The organism is Roseburia sp. TF10-5 (assembly GCF_003462365.1).
Classification (GTDB): Bacteria; Bacillota; Clostridia; order Lachnospirales; family Lachnospiraceae; genus Roseburia; species Roseburia faecis.
Genome location: NZ_QTYW01000010.1, coordinates 65,247 through 83,654, shown reverse-complemented (window position 1 = coordinate 83,654; position 18,408 = coordinate 65,247). Strand labels below are relative to the sequence as shown.

Annotated in this window: 19 protein-coding genes and 1 riboswitch; of the genes, 4 read left to right on the top strand and 15 right to left on the bottom strand. The window is 37.7% G+C overall.

The annotated features are described in order from the left end of the window. Positions 1–24: 24 nt before the first annotated feature. Entirely contained in the window at positions 25–654 is a 630-nt protein-coding gene (locus DXD06_RS10690) for an ECF transporter S component (protein ID WP_226947878.1), read from the bottom strand. A gap of 138 nt (positions 655–792) precedes the next feature. Beyond that, positions 793–924: riboswitch (FMN riboswitch) on the bottom strand. A 91-nt stretch (positions 925–1,015) separates the two neighbouring features. Between DXD06_RS10690 and DXD06_RS10685 the strand changes: the two genes are divergently transcribed. Continuing rightward, on the top strand, positions 1,016–1,462 hold the full coding sequence (locus DXD06_RS10685; protein WP_117831714.1) for a DUF2752 domain-containing protein: 447 nt from the start codon (positions 1,016–1,018) through the stop codon (positions 1,460–1,462). A gap of 5 nt (positions 1,463–1,467) precedes the next feature. Here the strand turns inward: DXD06_RS10685 and DXD06_RS10680 are convergent, their stop codons facing one another. From DXD06_RS10680 to DXD06_RS10670, 3 genes are all read right to left on the bottom strand, one after another. Then, on the bottom strand, positions 1,468–2,874 hold the full coding sequence (locus DXD06_RS10680) for a uracil-xanthine permease family protein (protein WP_022044887.1): 1,407 nt from the start codon (positions 2,872–2,874) through the stop codon (positions 1,468–1,470). A gap of 57 nt (positions 2,875–2,931) precedes the next feature. Then, positions 2,932–3,660 carry a DUF975 family protein gene (locus tag DXD06_RS10675; RefSeq protein ID WP_022044888.1) on the bottom strand — a complete coding sequence of 243 codons (729 nt, stop codon included), beginning with the start codon at positions 3,658–3,660 and terminating at the stop codon, positions 2,932–2,934. 72 nt (positions 3,661–3,732) lie between these two features. Then, positions 3,733–4,116 (bottom strand): hypothetical protein, encoded by a 384-nt coding sequence (locus DXD06_RS10670; protein ID WP_022044889.1) that lies wholly within the window; start codon positions 4,114–4,116, stop codon positions 3,733–3,735. 101 nt (positions 4,117–4,217) lie between these two features. On the opposite strand from DXD06_RS10670, the gene DXD06_RS10665 reads away from it, so the two are divergent. From DXD06_RS10665 to DXD06_RS10655, 3 genes are all read left to right on the top strand, one after another. Continuing rightward, on the top strand, positions 4,218–6,359 hold the full coding sequence (locus tag DXD06_RS10665) for a Tex family protein (protein ID WP_117831682.1): 2,142 nt from the start codon (positions 4,218–4,220) through the stop codon (positions 6,357–6,359). Between the two features lie 423 nt (positions 6,360–6,782). Continuing rightward, positions 6,783–7,796: a hypothetical protein gene (locus DXD06_RS10660; RefSeq protein ID WP_117831680.1), complete on the top strand. Its 1,014-nt coding sequence runs from the start codon at positions 6,783–6,785 to the stop codon at positions 7,794–7,796. Positions 7,797–8,007: 211 nt separating this feature from the next. Then, positions 8,008–9,009: a hypothetical protein gene (locus DXD06_RS10655; RefSeq protein ID WP_147343625.1), complete on the top strand. Its 1,002-nt coding sequence runs from the start codon at positions 8,008–8,010 to the stop codon at positions 9,007–9,009. A 35-nt stretch (positions 9,010–9,044) separates the two neighbouring features. On the opposite strand, the gene DXD06_RS17130 is transcribed toward DXD06_RS10655, so the two are convergent. The 11 genes from DXD06_RS17130 to DXD06_RS10605 form a co-directional block, all read right to left on the bottom strand. Then, entirely contained in the window at positions 9,045–9,191 is a 147-nt protein-coding gene (locus tag DXD06_RS17130) for a hypothetical protein (RefSeq protein WP_156337565.1), read from the bottom strand. 44 nt (positions 9,192–9,235) lie between these two features. Beyond that, on the bottom strand, positions 9,236–10,441 hold the full coding sequence (locus DXD06_RS10645; protein WP_117831676.1) for a C1 family peptidase: 1,206 nt from the start codon (positions 10,439–10,441) through the stop codon (positions 9,236–9,238). Beyond that, entirely contained in the window at positions 10,434–11,825 is a 1,392-nt protein-coding gene (locus tag DXD06_RS10640) for a radical SAM/SPASM domain-containing protein (RefSeq protein ID WP_117831674.1), read from the bottom strand. Before DXD06_RS10640 ends, DXD06_RS10645 begins: the two co-directional genes overlap by 8 nt. Beyond that, entirely contained in the window at positions 11,816–12,112 is a 297-nt protein-coding gene (locus DXD06_RS10635; RefSeq protein WP_117831672.1) for a hypothetical protein, read from the bottom strand. Before DXD06_RS10635 ends, DXD06_RS10640 begins: the two co-directional genes overlap by 10 nt. Position 12,113: 1 nt before the next feature. Beyond that, complete coding sequence (locus DXD06_RS10630) at positions 12,114–13,037, bottom strand: radical SAM protein (protein WP_117831670.1); 924 nt, start codon at positions 13,035–13,037, stop codon at positions 12,114–12,116. A gap of 58 nt (positions 13,038–13,095) precedes the next feature. Beyond that, positions 13,096–13,263: a hypothetical protein gene (locus tag DXD06_RS17125; RefSeq protein ID WP_158569525.1), complete on the bottom strand. Its 168-nt coding sequence runs from the start codon at positions 13,261–13,263 to the stop codon at positions 13,096–13,098. Positions 13,264–13,371: 108 nt separating this feature from the next. Next, the gene (locus DXD06_RS10625) at positions 13,372–14,319 is read right to left on the bottom strand and encodes a hypothetical protein (protein WP_117831668.1); all 948 of its coding nucleotides are present in this window, start codon (positions 14,317–14,319) and stop codon (positions 13,372–13,374) included. Next, complete coding sequence (locus DXD06_RS10620) at positions 14,312–15,511, bottom strand: hypothetical protein (protein ID WP_117831666.1); 1,200 nt, start codon at positions 15,509–15,511, stop codon at positions 14,312–14,314. Before DXD06_RS10620 ends, DXD06_RS10625 begins: the two co-directional genes overlap by 8 nt. Positions 15,512–15,516: 5 nt before the next feature. Next, the gene (locus tag DXD06_RS10615) at positions 15,517–16,158 is read right to left on the bottom strand and encodes a hypothetical protein (protein ID WP_158569524.1); all 642 of its coding nucleotides are present in this window, start codon (positions 16,156–16,158) and stop codon (positions 15,517–15,519) included. Positions 16,159–16,236: 78 nt separating this feature from the next. Continuing rightward, positions 16,237–17,697 carry a flagellin N-terminal helical domain-containing protein gene (locus DXD06_RS10610; protein ID WP_117831711.1) on the bottom strand — a complete coding sequence of 487 codons (1,461 nt, stop codon included), beginning with the start codon at positions 17,695–17,697 and terminating at the stop codon, positions 16,237–16,239. 225 nt (positions 17,698–17,922) lie between these two features. Next, the gene (locus DXD06_RS10605) at positions 17,923–18,219 is read right to left on the bottom strand and encodes a carbon storage regulator (RefSeq protein ID WP_022045067.1); all 297 of its coding nucleotides are present in this window, start codon (positions 18,217–18,219) and stop codon (positions 17,923–17,925) included. Positions 18,220–18,408 lie beyond the last annotated feature (189 nt).

Below are 18,408 nucleotides of genomic sequence, written 5' to 3'. Positions count from 1 at the left end.
CATGAAGACTCACCAGAGGCGATGTCATTCACTTAAACGTCCCTTTAAAACTGGAGATAACGGTTTGTAAATCAGCATACAGATGACAACTGCAATCAGTCCTTTTACAATTGTAAATGGAAGATTAAAGCAGATCAGGCACTGCAATACGCTTTTCATGGATGGTGCAATTGCCTGATACATCTGCAGGATGGCTTCCTCTGCCATACCAGCCTTGTAATAAACCGGGTAAACCACAAAATAATTGGAAAACACACTGACTATTCCCATGACTAATGCTGCAACCAGACCACTGACTACTGCACTCTTTTTGGTCTTTTTATGTTTGTAGATATTACCTGCAATTGCCACAAACACGGCTCCGAGAATAAAATTGGAAAGTTCTCCAACAAACATACTGTTTGAAAATGCCAGATGGAGAACGTTCTTGATCAGACAGATCAATACCCCACACACTGGTCCGAGCGCAAAGCTTCCAAGTAGTGCCGGCAGATCCGAAAAATCAAATTTGATAAATGATGGCATGATCGGAATGGCAATCTCCAGATACATAAGCACGAACGCTACGGCAGAAAGCATCGCCGTAACCGTAATATAGCGTACTTTTGTATTCATGCCTCCCTGTTTTACTGCTGTCTTTGTCTGTTCACTCATACGAACTCTCCTTTCAGAATCAATGGAATTCCAGAGGAGTGTTGCCTGCATATATGATCAGAAAATAAAAAACCGATAGATTTCTCTATCGGGGTTCTTTTTCTAGCATACAGTCAACAGTGCAAACATTAATTTGCACTTTTTCTTCTCTCATCCAGACTATACTGTCGGTACCGGAATCTCACCGGTTCGGCTGCAAAAAGCAGTTCACGGACTATACCGTCGGTCGGGAATATGCGTCATCCGCAGCACCCTGCCCCGAAGAATTCCTTCTTTATTTTTCATCGTTATTATATTCACATTGTCCGAAAATGTCAACACCGGCTGGACTTTTTCCCATTCATTTGCTAACATAATTTCCATGAAGATTTCAAATATATTACGCACGGACAAAACTTTAGATTTTTCTTTTTATATCATCGGCTGGGTATGTCTTATTCTCGCACTCGTGCTCGGACTTGCATGGAAAAGCGGTTATTTCCTGTGGATATTTCCTCCGGATGGCTGTGTCCTGCACAATCTGACCGGGTACTACTGTCCCGGATGCGGCGGCACACGCGCAATTCATGCCCTGCTGCACGGACATATTGTGCGCTCTTTCTTTTACCATCCGATTGTTGTGTATACCGCTGTCTTTTTCGGCTGGTTTATGCTGTCCCAGACCATAGAAAAAGCATCCCGCGGACGTTTTGCCATCGGGATGCATTATCGTGATATTTATCTGTGGATCGCGCTTGCCATTGTACTGCTCAACTGGCTGGTCAAAAATCTGTTTCTCGCCGTCTTTGGCATTGCACTTCTTGGATAAACATTCTATTTCTGATTTTTCAGTTCCTGTTCCAGCTCATGCGGACGCAGATCCACACCGCGAGATGCATCTCCTTCCGGGTCTTTTCCAAATGCATAATCATTTCCCGGCAGAATCGCATTGAGCACGATTCCGGCAATCGCTGCGATGGCAAGGGATGTCAGGGTAATGGAAGTGCTTCCGATCGTAAAGGTCAGTCCATCTGAGAATCCGAGACCGGAAACTAAGATCACACCTGCAATAATGAGGTTTCTGGACTTGGTGAAATCCACATGGTTTTCAACCACATTTCTTACACCGATAGCAGAAATCATACCGTAAAGAATAAAGCTGACACCGCCAATAATGGATGCCGGCATCGAAGCAATAATCTCTGCTACTTTCGGGATAAAACTTAAAACGATCGCATAACATGCCGCAAGACGGACAACCTTCGGATCATGTACACGGGACAACTCCAGAACGCCTGTGTTCTCTCCATAGGTTGTATTTGCGGGTCCTCCGATCATTGCAGAAATGGAAGTTGCAATTCCATCACCGATCAGGGTACGATGCAATCCCGGGTCCTCAATAAAGTTCTGTCCTACCGTTGCAGAAATCGCGGAAATATCTCCGATATGCTCCATCATGGTCGCAATGGCAATCGGTGCCATGATAAGAATCGCTGTAAGATTAAATTTCGGCAGGATAAACGGTGGAAGTCCGACAACAGCCGCCGAGGAAACGCCGGAAAAATTTAAAATAACAGATCCGTCCGGATTCGTAAAACCAAGTCCCTGCAGAACCAGTGCGAACACATACGAAATCACAACTCCGAGAAGAATCGGAATAATCTTAAACATTCCTTTTCCCCAGATATTGAAAATAATGATAACTGCCAGTGCCACAATTGCAATGAGCCAGTTTGTGGATGCATTGCTGACCGCAGACGGTGCAAGGCTCAGTCCGATACAGATAATGATCGGGCCGGTCACCACCGGTGGAAGGAAACGCATCACACGTTTTACACCAACGCACCGGATGATCAGTGCAAGGATCAGATACAACAATCCTGCCACAACAATTCCGCCACACGCATACTGCAGTTTTTCTTTATCTGCCATATTGGCAAATATCCCGGTATCCAGTGCCGCAACGCTGGAAAAGCCTCCCAGAAAAGCAAATGAAGATCCCAGAAAAGCAGGAACCTTAAATTTGGTACACAGATGGAAAAACAAGGTACCGAATCCTGCACAGAACAATGTCACCTGTACGGACAATACCTGTGAGGTACTCTGAAAATAGCTGTTTACCAGAATCGGTACAAGAATTGTCGCTCCGAACATAGCGAACATATGCTGCAGACCAAGCAGCAGCATTTTCGGCGTACCCAAAACCCTGGCATCTCTTATAATGTCTTTTTGTTGGTTCATTATGAAAAACTCCTCCTAATAATAGTATATTCTAATATCCGGCAATCAGCCGGAGCATTAGCTTATGTTTGATGGGATCTCCCCGACCACATCCAGATAAAAAATAACCAGTGTCTGTGACTGGTATGGATATACCCAGAGTGACCCGATGCCTAAAGACAGCAGACACAGTATCTGCAATCCGATAAAGCTCAGATAAATATAAAATAATCTTCCTTTATTTCCCTTCATGATCTGACGGCTGATCTTTAATGATTCGCGTGCCTTCATCTGCGGATGATCCAAAAGCAGATACAATGCCAGTGCATACCACATCTGCACGAAAACTGCCAGAATCGTGCTTACAATACCAAGTATCACCAGTACTGCAATCGCCGCAGGCGACTTGTCCAGGACAAAAAATAACACAGCACCTGTGATCACAGGAATACAGCTGATCAGCGTTGCAATAATCAAAAGCAGTCCTGCAATGATATAACGGTCCGGGTGATTTTTAAACCCATAAAATACCATGCCAAGTGTCATTTCTTTTTTCCGTGCAAGTGACAGATGAAGCTGAAGGATTCCGACAGACAATACCATGCTTAAAAGTGTGATCAGAAATTCCGCCACATAAAACATGATCGTCACCGGAAGCGGCTGTGCATCTTTCTGCAACATGGAAAATGGGAGTTCTACCGCCAAAGGAATCAGTGTGGCGGCAAGAAATGCTCCCATTGGTATTTTATAATTTCCATTTAAATTGTCTCTTGCGATTCGTTTTAATTCTTTGCAAGGTAGGTTCATTTGTTTATACTCCGTTTCTGTAACTGATTGCTTTTCTCATTATAGCATGGCTATGCAGATGCAACAATCTTTTTATTTTGCCATAAACTGCTTCATCAGTTCATTATAATCCATGCCCTGCATATCAGAATAGGCCTTTAAAAATCCATCGATACTTCCATACTGATGGATGGCATACCCCAGAACGGATGCATACAGTACAATTGTTGCAATTAATGCAATGATCCCCAGGATCATTCCGATCTGTGCTTTCGAAGTATAGGACATCATGCCTCCGCGGGAAAGTGTTGCAAAAATAACCGCCAGCGCCCCACACGGCACAGCAAGATACAGACAGGTGCAGCTTAGTAATGCAATTGATCCAAGTATCAGGGAAGCTGCCTCCATGCGTGCAGATCTCCGGCTGCGATACGGCTGATTCGGATTTGGTTGATAAGATGATCCATACATATCCATAATACGTTTTCCTTTCTTTTTAGGATTGCTTTTATTGTAACATTTCATATATAATAGGGAAAGTATTATTTGACAGGAAAGGACTATTAAGGGGAAAATTTATGGATATTAATACAAAAATTGCGGAAGAACTCGGCATACGCAGGGAACAGGCAGCCGCTGCTGTGAAACTCATTGATGAAGGATGCACGATTCCCTTTATCGCACGTTACCGGAAAGAAGCTACCGGTGCACTGAGTGATGAAATCTTGCGAAACCTTTATGACCGTCTGGTGTATCTGCGAAATCTGGAGGACAAAAAACAGACCGTACTGGCCTCCATTGAAGAACAGGGAAAACTGACGGAGGAACTGCGTGCACAGATTCTCGCGGCCGAAACACAGGTAGCCGTGGATGATCTATACCGCCCGTACCGTCCGAAGCGCCGTACCCGTGCAACGATCGCAAAGGAAAAAGGATTAGAGCCACTGGCCAACCTGATCCTTTTACAGAAAATGACAGAGACTCCTCTAGAAGAAGCCAAAAAATATATCAATCCGGAAAAAGAAGTCAACACCGCAGAAGATGCCTTAAACGGTGCAAAAGATATCCTTGCAGAGTCGGTCTCCGACAATGCCGATTTCCGTACCCATATCCGGGAACTGACTATGAAGCACGGACAGCTTTTATCCGCTGCAAAAGATCCCGAAGCCGAATCCGTCTATGAGATGTATTATGAATTCAGCGAAAGTCTTTCAAAGCTTGCCGGACACCGGATTCTTGCCATCAGCCGCGGAGAAAAAGAGAAATTCCTCACAGTAAAAATTGATGCACCCGTGGACCGGATTCTTTCCTATCTCGACCGTAAACTCATCACCGCACCTTCTGCTCCCACAGCAGCTGTACTGCATGAAGTTACAGAGGATGCTTACAACCGGCTGATTGCACCTGCCATTGAGCGCGAAATCCGAAACGATCTGTTCGAAAAAGCCGAAGACGGTGCCATCCGTGTATTCGGCAAAAACTTAGAACAGCTTCTGATGCAACCTCCAATCGCCGGTCAGGTTGTACTCGGCTGGGATCCGGCATTCCGTACCGGATGCAAGCTCGCTGTGGTGGATCCGACCGGAAAAGTACTTGATACTACCGTGATCTATCCGACTGCCCCGCAAAACCGCGTGGACGAAGCCAAAGCGGTACTGAAAAAACTGATTTCCAAATACCATATTACATTAATCTCTCTGGGAAACGGTACTGCTTCCCGCGAATCCGAACAGATCATCGTACAGCTTCTCAAAGAGATTCCGGAAACCGTACAGTACATCATTGTAAACGAAGCCGGTGCCTCCGTATACTCTGCCAGCAAGCTGGCGACCGAAGAGTTTCCGCAGTTTGATGTCGGACAGCGAAGTGCGGCATCCATGGCGCGCCGCCTGCAGGACCCACTCGCAGAGCTGGTAAAAATCGACCCGAAATCCATTGGTGTCGGACAGTACCAGCATGACATGAACCAGAAGAAACTGACCGAAGCGCTGGATCATGTCGTGGAAGACTGCGTAAACCGTGTCGGTGTGGACTTAAATACCGCTTCTGCTTCCCTGCTGGAATATGTCTCCGGTGTGAGCAAAGCCATTGCCAAAAATATTGTGGTCTACCGCGAAGAAAACGGAAAATTTGCCTCCCGTTCCCAGCTTCTGAAAGTAGCCAAGCTTGGACCAAAAGCCTATGAACAGTGTGCCGGCTTCATGCGCATCAGTGACGGAAAAAACCCTCTGGATACCACCGGTGTACACCCGGAATCCTACGCAGCCACGAAACAGCTGCTGGAAACACTCGGCTATACGCTTTCGGATGTGACAGACCGCAATGTTGCCGGGATCTCGAAAAAAGTCCGGGATTACAAAAAGCTTGCACAGGATCTGGAAATCGGCGAACTGACTCTCCGGGATATCGTAAAGGAATTGGAAACACCTGCCCGTGATCCGCGTGAGGATATGCCAAAACCAATCCTGCGCAGTGACGTGCTCGAGATCAAAGATCTGACTCCAGGCATGGTATTGAAGGGAACCGTGCGAAATGTCATTGATTTCGGTGCCTTTGTGGATATCGGAGTCCATCAGGATGGTCTGGTACATATCTCGCAGATGTGTGACCGCTTTATCAAGCATCCGCTGGAAGTCGTCAGCGTCGGGGATATCGTGGAAGTGAAAGTTCTGAGTGTGGATGTGAAAAAGCAACGGATTCAGCTTACAATGAAGATCTAACGTTCTTGTTCCGTGTAAAAATCTGTCCACGGAATCAAATGGGACATATAGAAGAAAAAACAGGACATAATATACTACTTTTTTCTCATATGTCCCATTTCTCATACTTCATATCCCCAAAGTATAAATATTCTTCTTTCACCCACTGATGCGTCTTTTCCATTTTTTATCGGGAATCAGGAAAAATCATATTACACTTCACCTGTCAAGCATTCTATTTTATAAAACATTTGACTTCTATATGGAAATACGTTATTCTAATTTCAATAAACACATATAATTCCAAATCTGATGGGTTGTTCGCCCGTTTATCCACTGGAATTTTAATTGAATACAGGATCAAAAACGACTCTGTTTTCCCGTTTTTTTCGGTTGTAAAACTATGTTGTTTTGATATATACTAAAGGAAAGGCAGGATACTACATGGGGAACACTGACATTGTGACAGCTCCGCTGTCAGATGCCAACGAGAAAAACACTACAGAACACAGCACTATTTTTGATGATGTATTCCGGACAATCGCACAGAAAATGCCGCAGCTTCTTATTCCGCTGATTAACGAAGTTTTCCACACTTCCTACAGCGATAAGGATCATTTTGAACAGTTGCGGAACGAACATTATGAAAAATTTGGAACTGTGGTCACGGATTCCATTATCCGGATCGGCAACCATATTTATCATCTGGAGTGCCAGTCCTCAAAAGACAAAACGATGGTCATACGCATGTTTGAATATGATATTTCAATTGCTATTGAGCACGCTTCTTTTGAATCAAATGATATCTGGGAAATTGAATTTCCGCAGTCATGTGTACTTTATATCCGCAATCACCGTTCACTTCCGGATTTTCACGAAGCGATTGTGAAGTTTGCGGACGGTCAGAAAATTCGTTACCGCGTTCCGATCATACAGGCAAAGAAATACACAGTCGATCGGATTTTTGAAAAACGGCTGCTGATTTTACTTCCATATCATATCTTACGGTATGAACACTTTTTGAAGCACAACGGAACGGATTTAAAGAGAGTGCAGCATCTGCTCGACGATTTCCGGAAGGTCAACCGAAAGTTAGAGGAAACATCTGAGAAGGAACAAAAGTCACATCTTTATATGGATATGATTGTTTTAATCGAGGAGATTGCGGATTATATTATTCCAGAGGATAATCAGATCAGGAAAGGATTGGGTGAGATTATGGGTGGTAAGATTTTGAAATTACGCTCTGAAGAGTTGTTGGAGCTTGGAGAAGCTCGAGGGGAAGCCAGAGGGGAAGCTCGAGGGGAAGCCAGAGGCAGGCTTACCGGACTACATGAAGCCAAAATTGATGCAATTCAAAATATGATTGATCTTGGTTTAACCAGAGAACAGATTTTAAGAAAATATTCTCCTGAGGAATATGAAGAGGCGATAAATTCTATGTCGGTAAAAGCATGACTTAATCCGTCTATAACTGTATTTTTCTTATTTCTATGCTATGAGATGTATTTTAATTATATCTCATAGCATTCATGAAAGAACATTCGTTCAAATTACCATTATAATTACAATTTCATACGTTTGATCATAACCGCTTCTGTTTCTTACACTTTCCATATTGTAAAAACAGATGCTTATGATATATACTAAAGGAAAGGCAGGACATTACATGGGGAACACTGACATTTCGGTAAACACGTTACCAGATGCCAACACAGAAAACACGACAGAACACAGCACTATTTTTGATGATGTGTTCCGGACAATTGCACAAAAGATGCCACAGCTTCTTATTCCGCTGATCAATGAAGTTTTCCACACTTCCTACAGTGAGAAGGAACCCTTTGAACAGCTACGGAATGAACACTATGAAAAATTCGGAACCGTGGTCACGGACTCCATTATCCGGATCGGCAGCCACATTTATCATCTGGAGTGCCAGTCCACCAAAGATGAAACGATGGTCATCCGGATGTTTGAGTACGACATTTCCATTGCGCTTGAGCATGCTTCTTTTGCTGAGCATGCGGTCTGGGAAATTGAATTTCCGCAGTCGTGCGTGCTTTACATCCGCAATCACCGTTCACTTCCGGATTTTCACGAAGCGATTGTGAAATTTTCGGACGGACAGAAAGTGCTCTACCGCGTTCCGATTTTACAGGCAAAAAAGTACACCGTGAATCGGATCTTTGAAAAACGGCTGCTGATTCTGCTTCCATATCATATCTTACGGTATGAGCATTTTTTGAAGCATAACGGAACGGATTTAAAGAAAGTGCAGCATCTGCTTGATGATTTCCGGGAGATCAACCGAAAGCTGGAGGAAACATCTGAGAAGGAACAAAAGTCACATCTTTATATGGATATGATTGTTTTGATTGAGGAGATTGCGGATTATATTATTCCGGAAAATAATGAGATCAGGAAAGGATTGGGTGAGATTATGGGTGGTAAGATTTTGAAATTACGCTCTGAAGAGTTGTTAGAGCTTGGAGAAGCTCGAGGGGAAGCCAGGGGGGAAGCCAGAGGCCGGCTTACCGGACTACATGAAGCCAAAATTGATGCAATTCAAAATATGATTGATCTTGGTTTAACCAGAGAACAGATTTTAAGAAAATATTCTCCAGAGGAATATGACGAGGCATTGCGGTCTATGTCTGTAAAAGCATAAATTATATCACAAAAGTATTCACAGAATTGCTTTTTTTACCAACGGGCAGAATCAAAAACAGGCGCATACAAAGTCTTATCAGCTGTTGTATGTGCCTGAATCCATTCTTTGTTATCAGATCTGATATTTTCTTTAATCTTATGGAAAATAATCAAGGTAAACATTTCCACCTCAACTGACATTTTTACCTTTTCAAATAACATAACCAATGAAATATATTTACATGTTATAAAATTTTCCATGGTTCTAAAAACACATGTTTAAATACATCCATATTAATATTTTTTTTATTTAAAACAGCTATAAATACATATTTTTTCAACCAACTATCGGATATGAAAAAATTTTCATTATGTGTTTCATAATTTTCAATATTATTTTGTGCTCTCCACCATTTTCCACATTCTCCAGAAGCCATATCGAATAGTAACATAGAATGTGTCGTTTTCGCCATTCTATACAAGGAAATCATTTCAGAATTCAATTGTACATCATATCCTAATATTTCTTTTATATTAAAAACACTATCATCATAAATTCCACTATCTCTAAATAAAAATTTACCTCCATCCAATCCTATCCAACAAGTATCTCCTTGTTGTAGCTGTTTATATATTCCATTATACATTACATCGGAGGATATTTTCCAAAAAGTTAATGAACCATTTTCGTATATATTTCCCAACGATTTCAAAGAAACTTTAATAACGCTATCTTGTTCATTTGCTCCCACAAAAAAACATGCATAATCATCAAATGGAAAACAAACATATCGATCATAAAATTCTTTCGGCGATATCCAACTTTTTTCTTTCTTTTTTATATAAGCCGGAATTTGAATTTTTCCCTTTGGTTTTTTAATATATGTATAAAGAATCTCTTTTATTTTTTTCATTGCAATTTCTTTTATTTGTAAAAAATCATTTATTTTTTTTACCTTTTCCCTATCTCGAATAATGGAAGCATAATATCTCATTAAGAAGGCTAAAACAGCATTAATTTCACCTGTACGCAAATTATTTTTTTCACACTCTTTTTTTTCTATCGGAACAAGTCCATATTTTTTTATTAAGTTTACGGACATTTCCCAATGTCCTCTATCGGACATAGCATTTGTCAAAATGTATGTTACTTCCTCATTTGTTGTAGGCAATCTTCTTGTCTTATATACTTTTTCAAAAAAACAATTTGCTTTTTCCACTTTATCAAAAACTATCAAATCTGTTAATGAAAAATATATATCTTTCGTCCCATACTTTTTACTCATAAAATACATTAATGCATGTAATTCAGTAATAAGCCAACAGTATCCTGTTTTTTCCTGCTCTATTTCATTTTTCCAAGGAGAAGGGTTGGGAAACATATTATATATCTGTTCTGGTTCCCAGTTCTTTTCTAAAATATCCAGCAAAATGTCCTTATTCTTATTCATCTACTAACAAATCCTCTCCCAGCATTTGATTAACAATATGTGGTTTTCTTAAAACTAATTCCATAAGTGCTGGATATAACACCTGATTAATAGCACATTCAATATGATCAATATCTATAACTTCCATTTGTCTTTTTTCACTCAATGCCCGAACTGTACATCCACCTCTGCAAAAAAATTTCCAGTAACACTTTTCACACTCGACTGCTTTTTTCATCTTAAAAAAAGCCTTATCTTTATCAATTGTCATTTTAATTTGTTCTATTAATGACTCTTTCTTATATATGCTTCCAATCACAAAACTTGCATCATCCGTTAATTCACATGGATAAATATTTCCATCCATATCAAATACAATCATTTTTTTCCCACCACAACAACCACAAGAAAGACATATATCCGCATATTCGCGAAACAACAGGTTTTTCAACTTAATAAATATATTGTGTTCCATTACATCATAACCACGCTCCTGCAATTCAATAATTTTATATAAAATACGAAGTTCTGTATCCGCAATTTCCTGCGTATTCAAACATTGATTTTGTCCATGTGTGTATGTACTTGCATGCACAAAATTTAATTTTATATTACTTATGTGTAAGTCCAAAACCAAATGTTCAATTATTTTTTCGATATGTACAGCAGTTTGTTTTGTTATAGTAGTAATTGTACCTATTTTATTTTTATAGTACCTTTGTGCTTGCAAAAGATTTTTTTTTACAGTATCATAGCTGCCTTTACCTGAGACAAATGTTCTCTGTAAATCATGACATTTTCTATCCCCATCAATACTAATTCCAATACCTATATGATTTTTATAAAGTTCCTCTATAACATCATTAGTTAATAATGTTGCATTTGTTTCAATTGAATAATGTACTTTGGTTTTTTGGGGAGTTATAAACTTTGTTAGTGCAATTATTTTATTCTTTTCTAACAAAGGTTCTCCTCCCCATGCCTGTACGCTGATATTTGCAATTTTATATTCGTCACAATACGTTGTAATAAATTTTCCAATATCCCGTAATTTTTCTGTTGAAATACAATTTTCTTCTTGTTCCAAATTTCTCAAGCAATAATTACATCTTAAATTACATTTATTTGTCATATCAATCATAAAAAACTCTGGTCGAACTTCTATCTCTTTTTCTTTACTTTCTTTAATATTTGAACCTATAAGAAATTTTCGACTTTTTAATATTCTGTATAAATATTCCGGAACAGTTTTACATTGTAAAACATTTATGACAGTGATATCTGTTAAAAGAATATATCCACACTTTTGAATCATAAATGCTTTCGTACCTTCAATGGCAACCATAGCTCCTGTAAATGTAACATTTTTATCTATTTGAAATGATTGTATATACTCTATCCGCATTTTTCAATTAACTCCTGTGATATCATTAATTCAAGTATTTCATCTGCATCCTTACCCAGTAATTTTATTATTTTTATTCTCAATTCATCTTCTGTGATTGGAACTGATAAATATTCTACCAGTTCATTTGCACACTTATAATCCATACCTGATATCATAATATTTTTTTCCAAAGTCTCACGATAACAAAAAATTCTTCCTTGACGATCAACAAATATATTCGCGTAAGGAGATATACTCAACATATTTTTTTTACTTTCATTCCATAAAATTTGTGTTTTTTTCATCTTATAAATATGGCTTCACAAGCCGTTCTCCAAAATAATCAAATGCTGTCTTGTAGGTTCCATTACAGATTTCATATGCTTTGCATTCCCGACAATATTTTTCACTGACAGCAACATTTCTTTCTGCCTCCATCAGGTTATTACTATATGGATCTGCATATCCCTCATACACTATATCTTTTTTTAAAGACATTAATTTCCAATAATACACATCACAGGCACACAAAGGAATATTAATTGCATACAGATGCCTTTTACTTCCATGTTTCCTTTTATTTAAATATAGATCAAATGTATTTTCCAATTGTTCTTTTATATCTTCGGATGATAAAAAAGCTTTTTCCAATTGTTTTTTCTCTATACCAACATAATCAATTCCACAAAATTGTATATTTACATTTTCAGGAAATTCATTGTCACAATACAAATAAAATTGTTCCAGTTGTCTTATATTTTCTTTTGTAATACAATGCTTAATTTCAATCTTTGCCCCCAGTTCATACATATTTTTCAGACCAGCAACACTTTTATGAAAACTTCCTTTGCTTTTATTTACCAATTCATGTTTCTCTGGAATCGAACTATGTAAAGTTGTAATTATACGTAATTTTGTTATATCTATACATTTTTTTATTTCATTTACAAAAGCATTATTTGCAAAATTTTCTCCATTACTTAAAACCGTAACATACATTCCGCATTTTTGTGCAAAAGATATAATTTCAATAAAATTTGGATGAAGTGTTGGTTCCCCACCTGAAATTGTTATCTGCATACAATGTTGTTCCTGTAATTGTTTAAATAAAAAAAACAGAGAATTGACATTTACAATTTTCTGTTCTAATTTTTCCCTTTTTGTACAAGGACAAAAACTACATTTTTCATTGCATATATAACAAATTGCAACATATACACCGTTTTTCATCTTTCCTCCATAAAGCCATAACGGTCAGAAATTTATTTCTGACCGTCGACTCATATTTTTACCAACTACTTGCCCCACCATTATCATTGTTCCAACCATTATGTGTCCACCCTACCATGGAACAGTCCACATCTTCCATGATAATACGACTCTCATTTTCATTTACACACTGTGAAATTGATATATCTTTTCCCAACTTTTCTGAATAAATCTTTTTTTCCTGCATAGCACTTTCCTCCTTTGCTTCAGATATTTACAAATAAATCATATAATAATCCTCCCTATCTTCCTACCAGTAAAAAATCTGTTTGCTCATGAATTTTACTTGAAAAATCTATTTATTTTCTTTTTCATAATCCTCAATGTCCGCAAACCACCTTTTTACCATATTTATAATATAAAAATACAAATCACCCGGTGCTATTATTTCTAATTTTTTTAAATAATCTTCAAGTCTTCTTATATGATTACTCATATGTTCCAATGCCATTTCCGCTCTATATTCAAGATCCATCTCTTCATCCGGCATTTCAAAATATAAGAGTGAATTTTTTCGTTGTTCCCGAATGTCTGATATAAAGTCACACAAATCATCTGTAAGCCAGCTAATTTTTCCGATAAGATCTGCTGCCTCAATCGCTGCTTTCGACATTTCTTCTTTTAACGAAAGTAGTAAAACAGCCTTTTCAAATTTAACAGATTTATCTGTCAATAGCCCTATCACTTTTTGATTAAAAGCTTCCTTTTCCAGTAACAAATGTCTCCACATATATTGTTCGGATGTAAAAGCATCTGATATTAATTTTAAAATTTTTTCCTTTAATTCTGTATTTTCATATTCCTCTATATAATGATCAATCTCCTCTAATAATTCACCCAATTCAAAAAAAGAAGCTTCCTGCCTCCTTCTTTCCATTGTTAACAAATTTATAATTTTTTGCTGCTCCTCTGTGCAAAAACGCTTAGAATCCAATATTTTATCCGCTAAACAACAAACTATCAAAAATTTCAATCCGATACTTCTTTGCCTCTTTTTTATTTGGCCAAGAAACTCTATTTGATACAATGATAAAAGTTCAAAATTATTTCTGCACATTCTTTGCAAATTAAACTCATATTTTTTTTCTATTCCGTTCAATAACTCAAGAAGCTTTTCTGTCTCTTCATCCATTTTACAAAAAGTATGATTCTCACACCATAAATTAGCTTTTTCCCATTGCTCCTTATTTTTTACTAAAAAATTTTCATACAAAAAGTCATAATATTTTTTTTCACTAATCATTTTCTTCTCCAATTAAAAATACAGAATTAACATCATCATTCCATATATTATAAAAAACATTTTGGAAATGCTGATACAAATTCTCTTGCATATTGCGAAATATATAAAAACTTGGTCTTTCTTTTTTTTCTATTATATAAGGAGAATATAAGTCAATTTTCATATAGTCCATTTCTTTTTCTTCAAATTTTACAATCATAATTGCATATGGTAATACAACTTCTGTCATTTTTACATGTATATGTCTTTTTGCAACTTTCTTTGATATTTGCTCAAGAAACGTAATTGTACGCTGAATCAACTGTTTTTTTACTATATATCTATGCTCAAAATTTTCCTTAAATTTACATGCATCCAATTCTGCTTTGCTCTCTGGTTTTTCAATAATAATTTCTAAATTTAAATTCTTTTCGTTATTCTTTTTCTTTTGTTCAATAATCTCCTCCAATAGTGTTATATTTTGTTCGTTTTTTTTCAATAAACTGTTTCCATTTATGCAAACCATTTGAATTGCCTTCGCATGTACCAGTTTTTCCACAAGATTTTTTCTGTCTTCATCCATCTTTTCCCGTAAATTCATGCAAATATTAAGCCTAAATTCATCTTTTTTATCTGAAAATTGTTTCTGATGCTGCTTTAATCGTTCTGCATCAATATCTGGAAGCATATGATTTTCCGATACAATATAATACAATAATTCTGACAATACATATTTATTCTCATATTTTTCTAATTGCAACAATAATATTTCTTTAACTCCATTCGGAATAAACATGTTCTTTTTCAGCAAAAGTTTTTTATCTTTAAGAATATATTTCAAATCTTCCTTCATAATATTATCTTCTATATCCTGAATTCCATCTTCCCGAATACAAAAAAATTTATTTTTTTCTTTTTGATACAAACACAATTTATTATAAAAATATTGAAATGTAACACATGGTTTATAAAAAGCTATATTTCCAAACCCCTGTGATGCATAGTTTCCGTACTTTCCAAATTTTTCTTCCCGAATATCATTCATTTTCTTTTCATATTCAAACTCTTCATAAGTAGAAAATTGTCCATTCTTTGAAATTTGATATGGGAAAAAATATGTAAAAAAAAGCAATGGCTTACAATAAAAATAAAAGTAATCCGTTGCAAATAATTTTGTAATAAGATAATGGCTTTCCTTAGTTTTTCCTCTCATATGTATTACATTCCTCTATTATTTTTCATCTCATTAAGTACTTCATTAATTTTTAACTCCCGGGGTAATTTTTTTGTTATTTTCAACATATTATCAATCAATGTACCACCAGTATTTTTTATATCATCCTCATCAAATTTATGTCCTTTTGGTGTCTCGTCACCTTCAAGAAAATGACTCATTTCTTTTTGCATATTATTAATATCCGATTTAAACTTTCTTGCAGCTTTTACAAACTCATAAATATTTGAGAATTCCTCTCCAACATTTTTATCATTTTCTTTTTTCTTCAATGCATTTTCAATATCTCCTTTATGCTGTTCCCAATAGAGAAACTCCGTATGAACATTGATATTTCCTAATGCACCTATCATAACTTTTACTCTTTCTTTATCCGTGTCCAGATCATGTAATACTTCAAATTTATTTTTTATAGATACCTCATACTCTTCCAGAGGTTGGATAAAATCCGTAACAAATTCTACAGATAAATTATTTAAATGATTTCTTTTTCCATTTTTTCTTTGCGTCCAGGCAATACAAATTGCACTTCCTGCGGTAAATATGCTAACAAACACCATTACTACCGTAGTAATAATAGAAAAAATACTATCTGCACCAAAAAACTTTTGATTTATAACCATCACCCTTCATACTCCCTTTTTTCCTTAAAAGAATAGGGAACCCCAAAAGAGTTCCCTATTAGTCAATGGTTCATTATGAAATTACTGTAACAGAGAAAGTACACCCTGATTAGACTGATTAGCCTGTGCAAGCATAGACTGTCCAGCCTGTGCAAGAATGTTGTTCTTGCTGTAGTTTACCATCTCTTTTGCCATATCTGTATCACGGATACGAGACTCAGCAGAAGATGTATTCTCGGAAATATTATCCAGGTTGTCGATGGTATGCTCTAATCTGTTCTGTACAGCACCGAGTGCAGATCTCTGGGAAGAAACCTTAGAAATTGCATCGGAAATAGCATCGATTGCGTAGGTTGCTGCGGAACCGTTCTTGTCCGTTACGTTTAAGCCCTTGATTCCAAGGTTTGCAGAGTTCATAGTCTCAATGTCGACTGTGATCTTGTTTGTCATGTCAGCATCTGCACCTACATGGAGACTGAAGCTTAATGTGTTGGCAACTTTTGCCTGACCAACTTTAATATTAAATGTTCCATCACCAGCATCAAATGCCAAATTAGATTTATCACCATTTTTCACTTCAGCATTTCCCTCGGTATCACCGATCTGGTTTGCAGCAAGTAATTCTTTTCCTGCAAGCTCATATGCTTTCTGCTTTGTGATAACAGAAGTATCGTTGTCATCAATACCATCTGCTTTAGTATCATCAATTGTAGTAATGGACTTGGTTCCTACAGAAATTGTTGCACTCTTAGCTGCGGCAATTGCTGCACTATTCGCATAAGCTGGTTTTGCTGTTGCTACATTTGCTGCATCCGGTGCGGTTTCATAATATCCTTTATTGGTAAGTGCTGTCTTACCATCAGAAGCATTTTCGCAATAAGTATACTCTTTTCCATTGATTGTAACTTTATTACCAGCAGCATCTGTAATTCCAGCTTTTGTTAACATATCAGTTACATCTGCCGCTACACCACCAATGGTATAATTCTTTCCACCGATACTTACTGTATCACCAGCGTTTAATGTATCCATTTTAAATGTAGCTGTTCCATCACCATTATCGGTAAGAGTTCCTTTTAATCCGGCATCATGTGCCTTCATATTAACAGTCTTCTCACCGTCATCACCCTTTAACAGGTAAATCTCATTGAATTTGGTTGTCTCAGCAACACGGTCGATCTCTGTATTTAACTGGTCAATCTCATCCTGGATAGCCTTACGGTCTGTATCCTTAGAGTTTGTACCGTTTGCTGCCTGAACTGCAAGCTCATTCATACGCTGTAACATGCTGTGAACTTCTGTTAAAGCACCTTCAGCGGTCTGTACAGAAGATACACCGTCCTGTGCATTAGAAGATGCCTTGTCCAGTCCGCGGATCTGCTTTCTCATCTTCTCGGAAATGGTAAGTCCTGCTGCATCATCTGCTGCACGGTTGATCTTGTAACCAGAAGATAACTTCTCGGTTGACTTAGCCTGTGCTCCGGATGTGATACCAAGCATTCTGTTTGCGTTTGCTGCCTGCATGTTGTGTTGTACTACCATACTCATAATAGAATCCTCCTTGAACTCCCGCTTTGCGGGGTATTATGTCTTTTCCTCTGGAAATCCTTTTCCTGAGGTTGTTTCTTATTGCACCACGTCCGCGGTGCGTCACAAGCATCTGAGATGCTTTGCAACCTTGTATATTCTGCCGTACACCTTACGATATACCGCAATAAGCGAAGCGTCCCGGGTGTGCCCCGCTTATTACCAAATGTTTGTGTGATGCTAAGCGTTAAATTTATCTTTTAAACTCTCTGCATCTTTTTTTGCTTCTGCTTTCATCCGCTCATTCCACAGAATTCGTTTAATCTCCTGCTGTGCCTCTCTGGAAATACCAGGCTCTGCATAATAGGTTTCTCTCTTTCGTGCCGGATTTTCTTCCGTGGTACTTCTGGCAATATTAAGTTCCCTCGGAGCATCAATGAGCAGCCTTGCGTGATTTCCTGAACCACCTACATAGACCACACGGATGTTATCACCAATGTTTACATATTGCCCCTGTTTCAATGAAAGTTTCAGCATTTTGTTACCTCCATGTATGTATTCCATACCCTGTTTCCTCGGGTATGTCCTGCGCATTTTCTTACGCATCTGCATTTTTATAAAATGCTTCTTTTCTTTTTATTTCAAAAATGCGACAATGTTTTATAGAATGTTGCATTTTTATCTACACCTAATATATCGGACGATGGAAGCATTCCTTAACCCCTG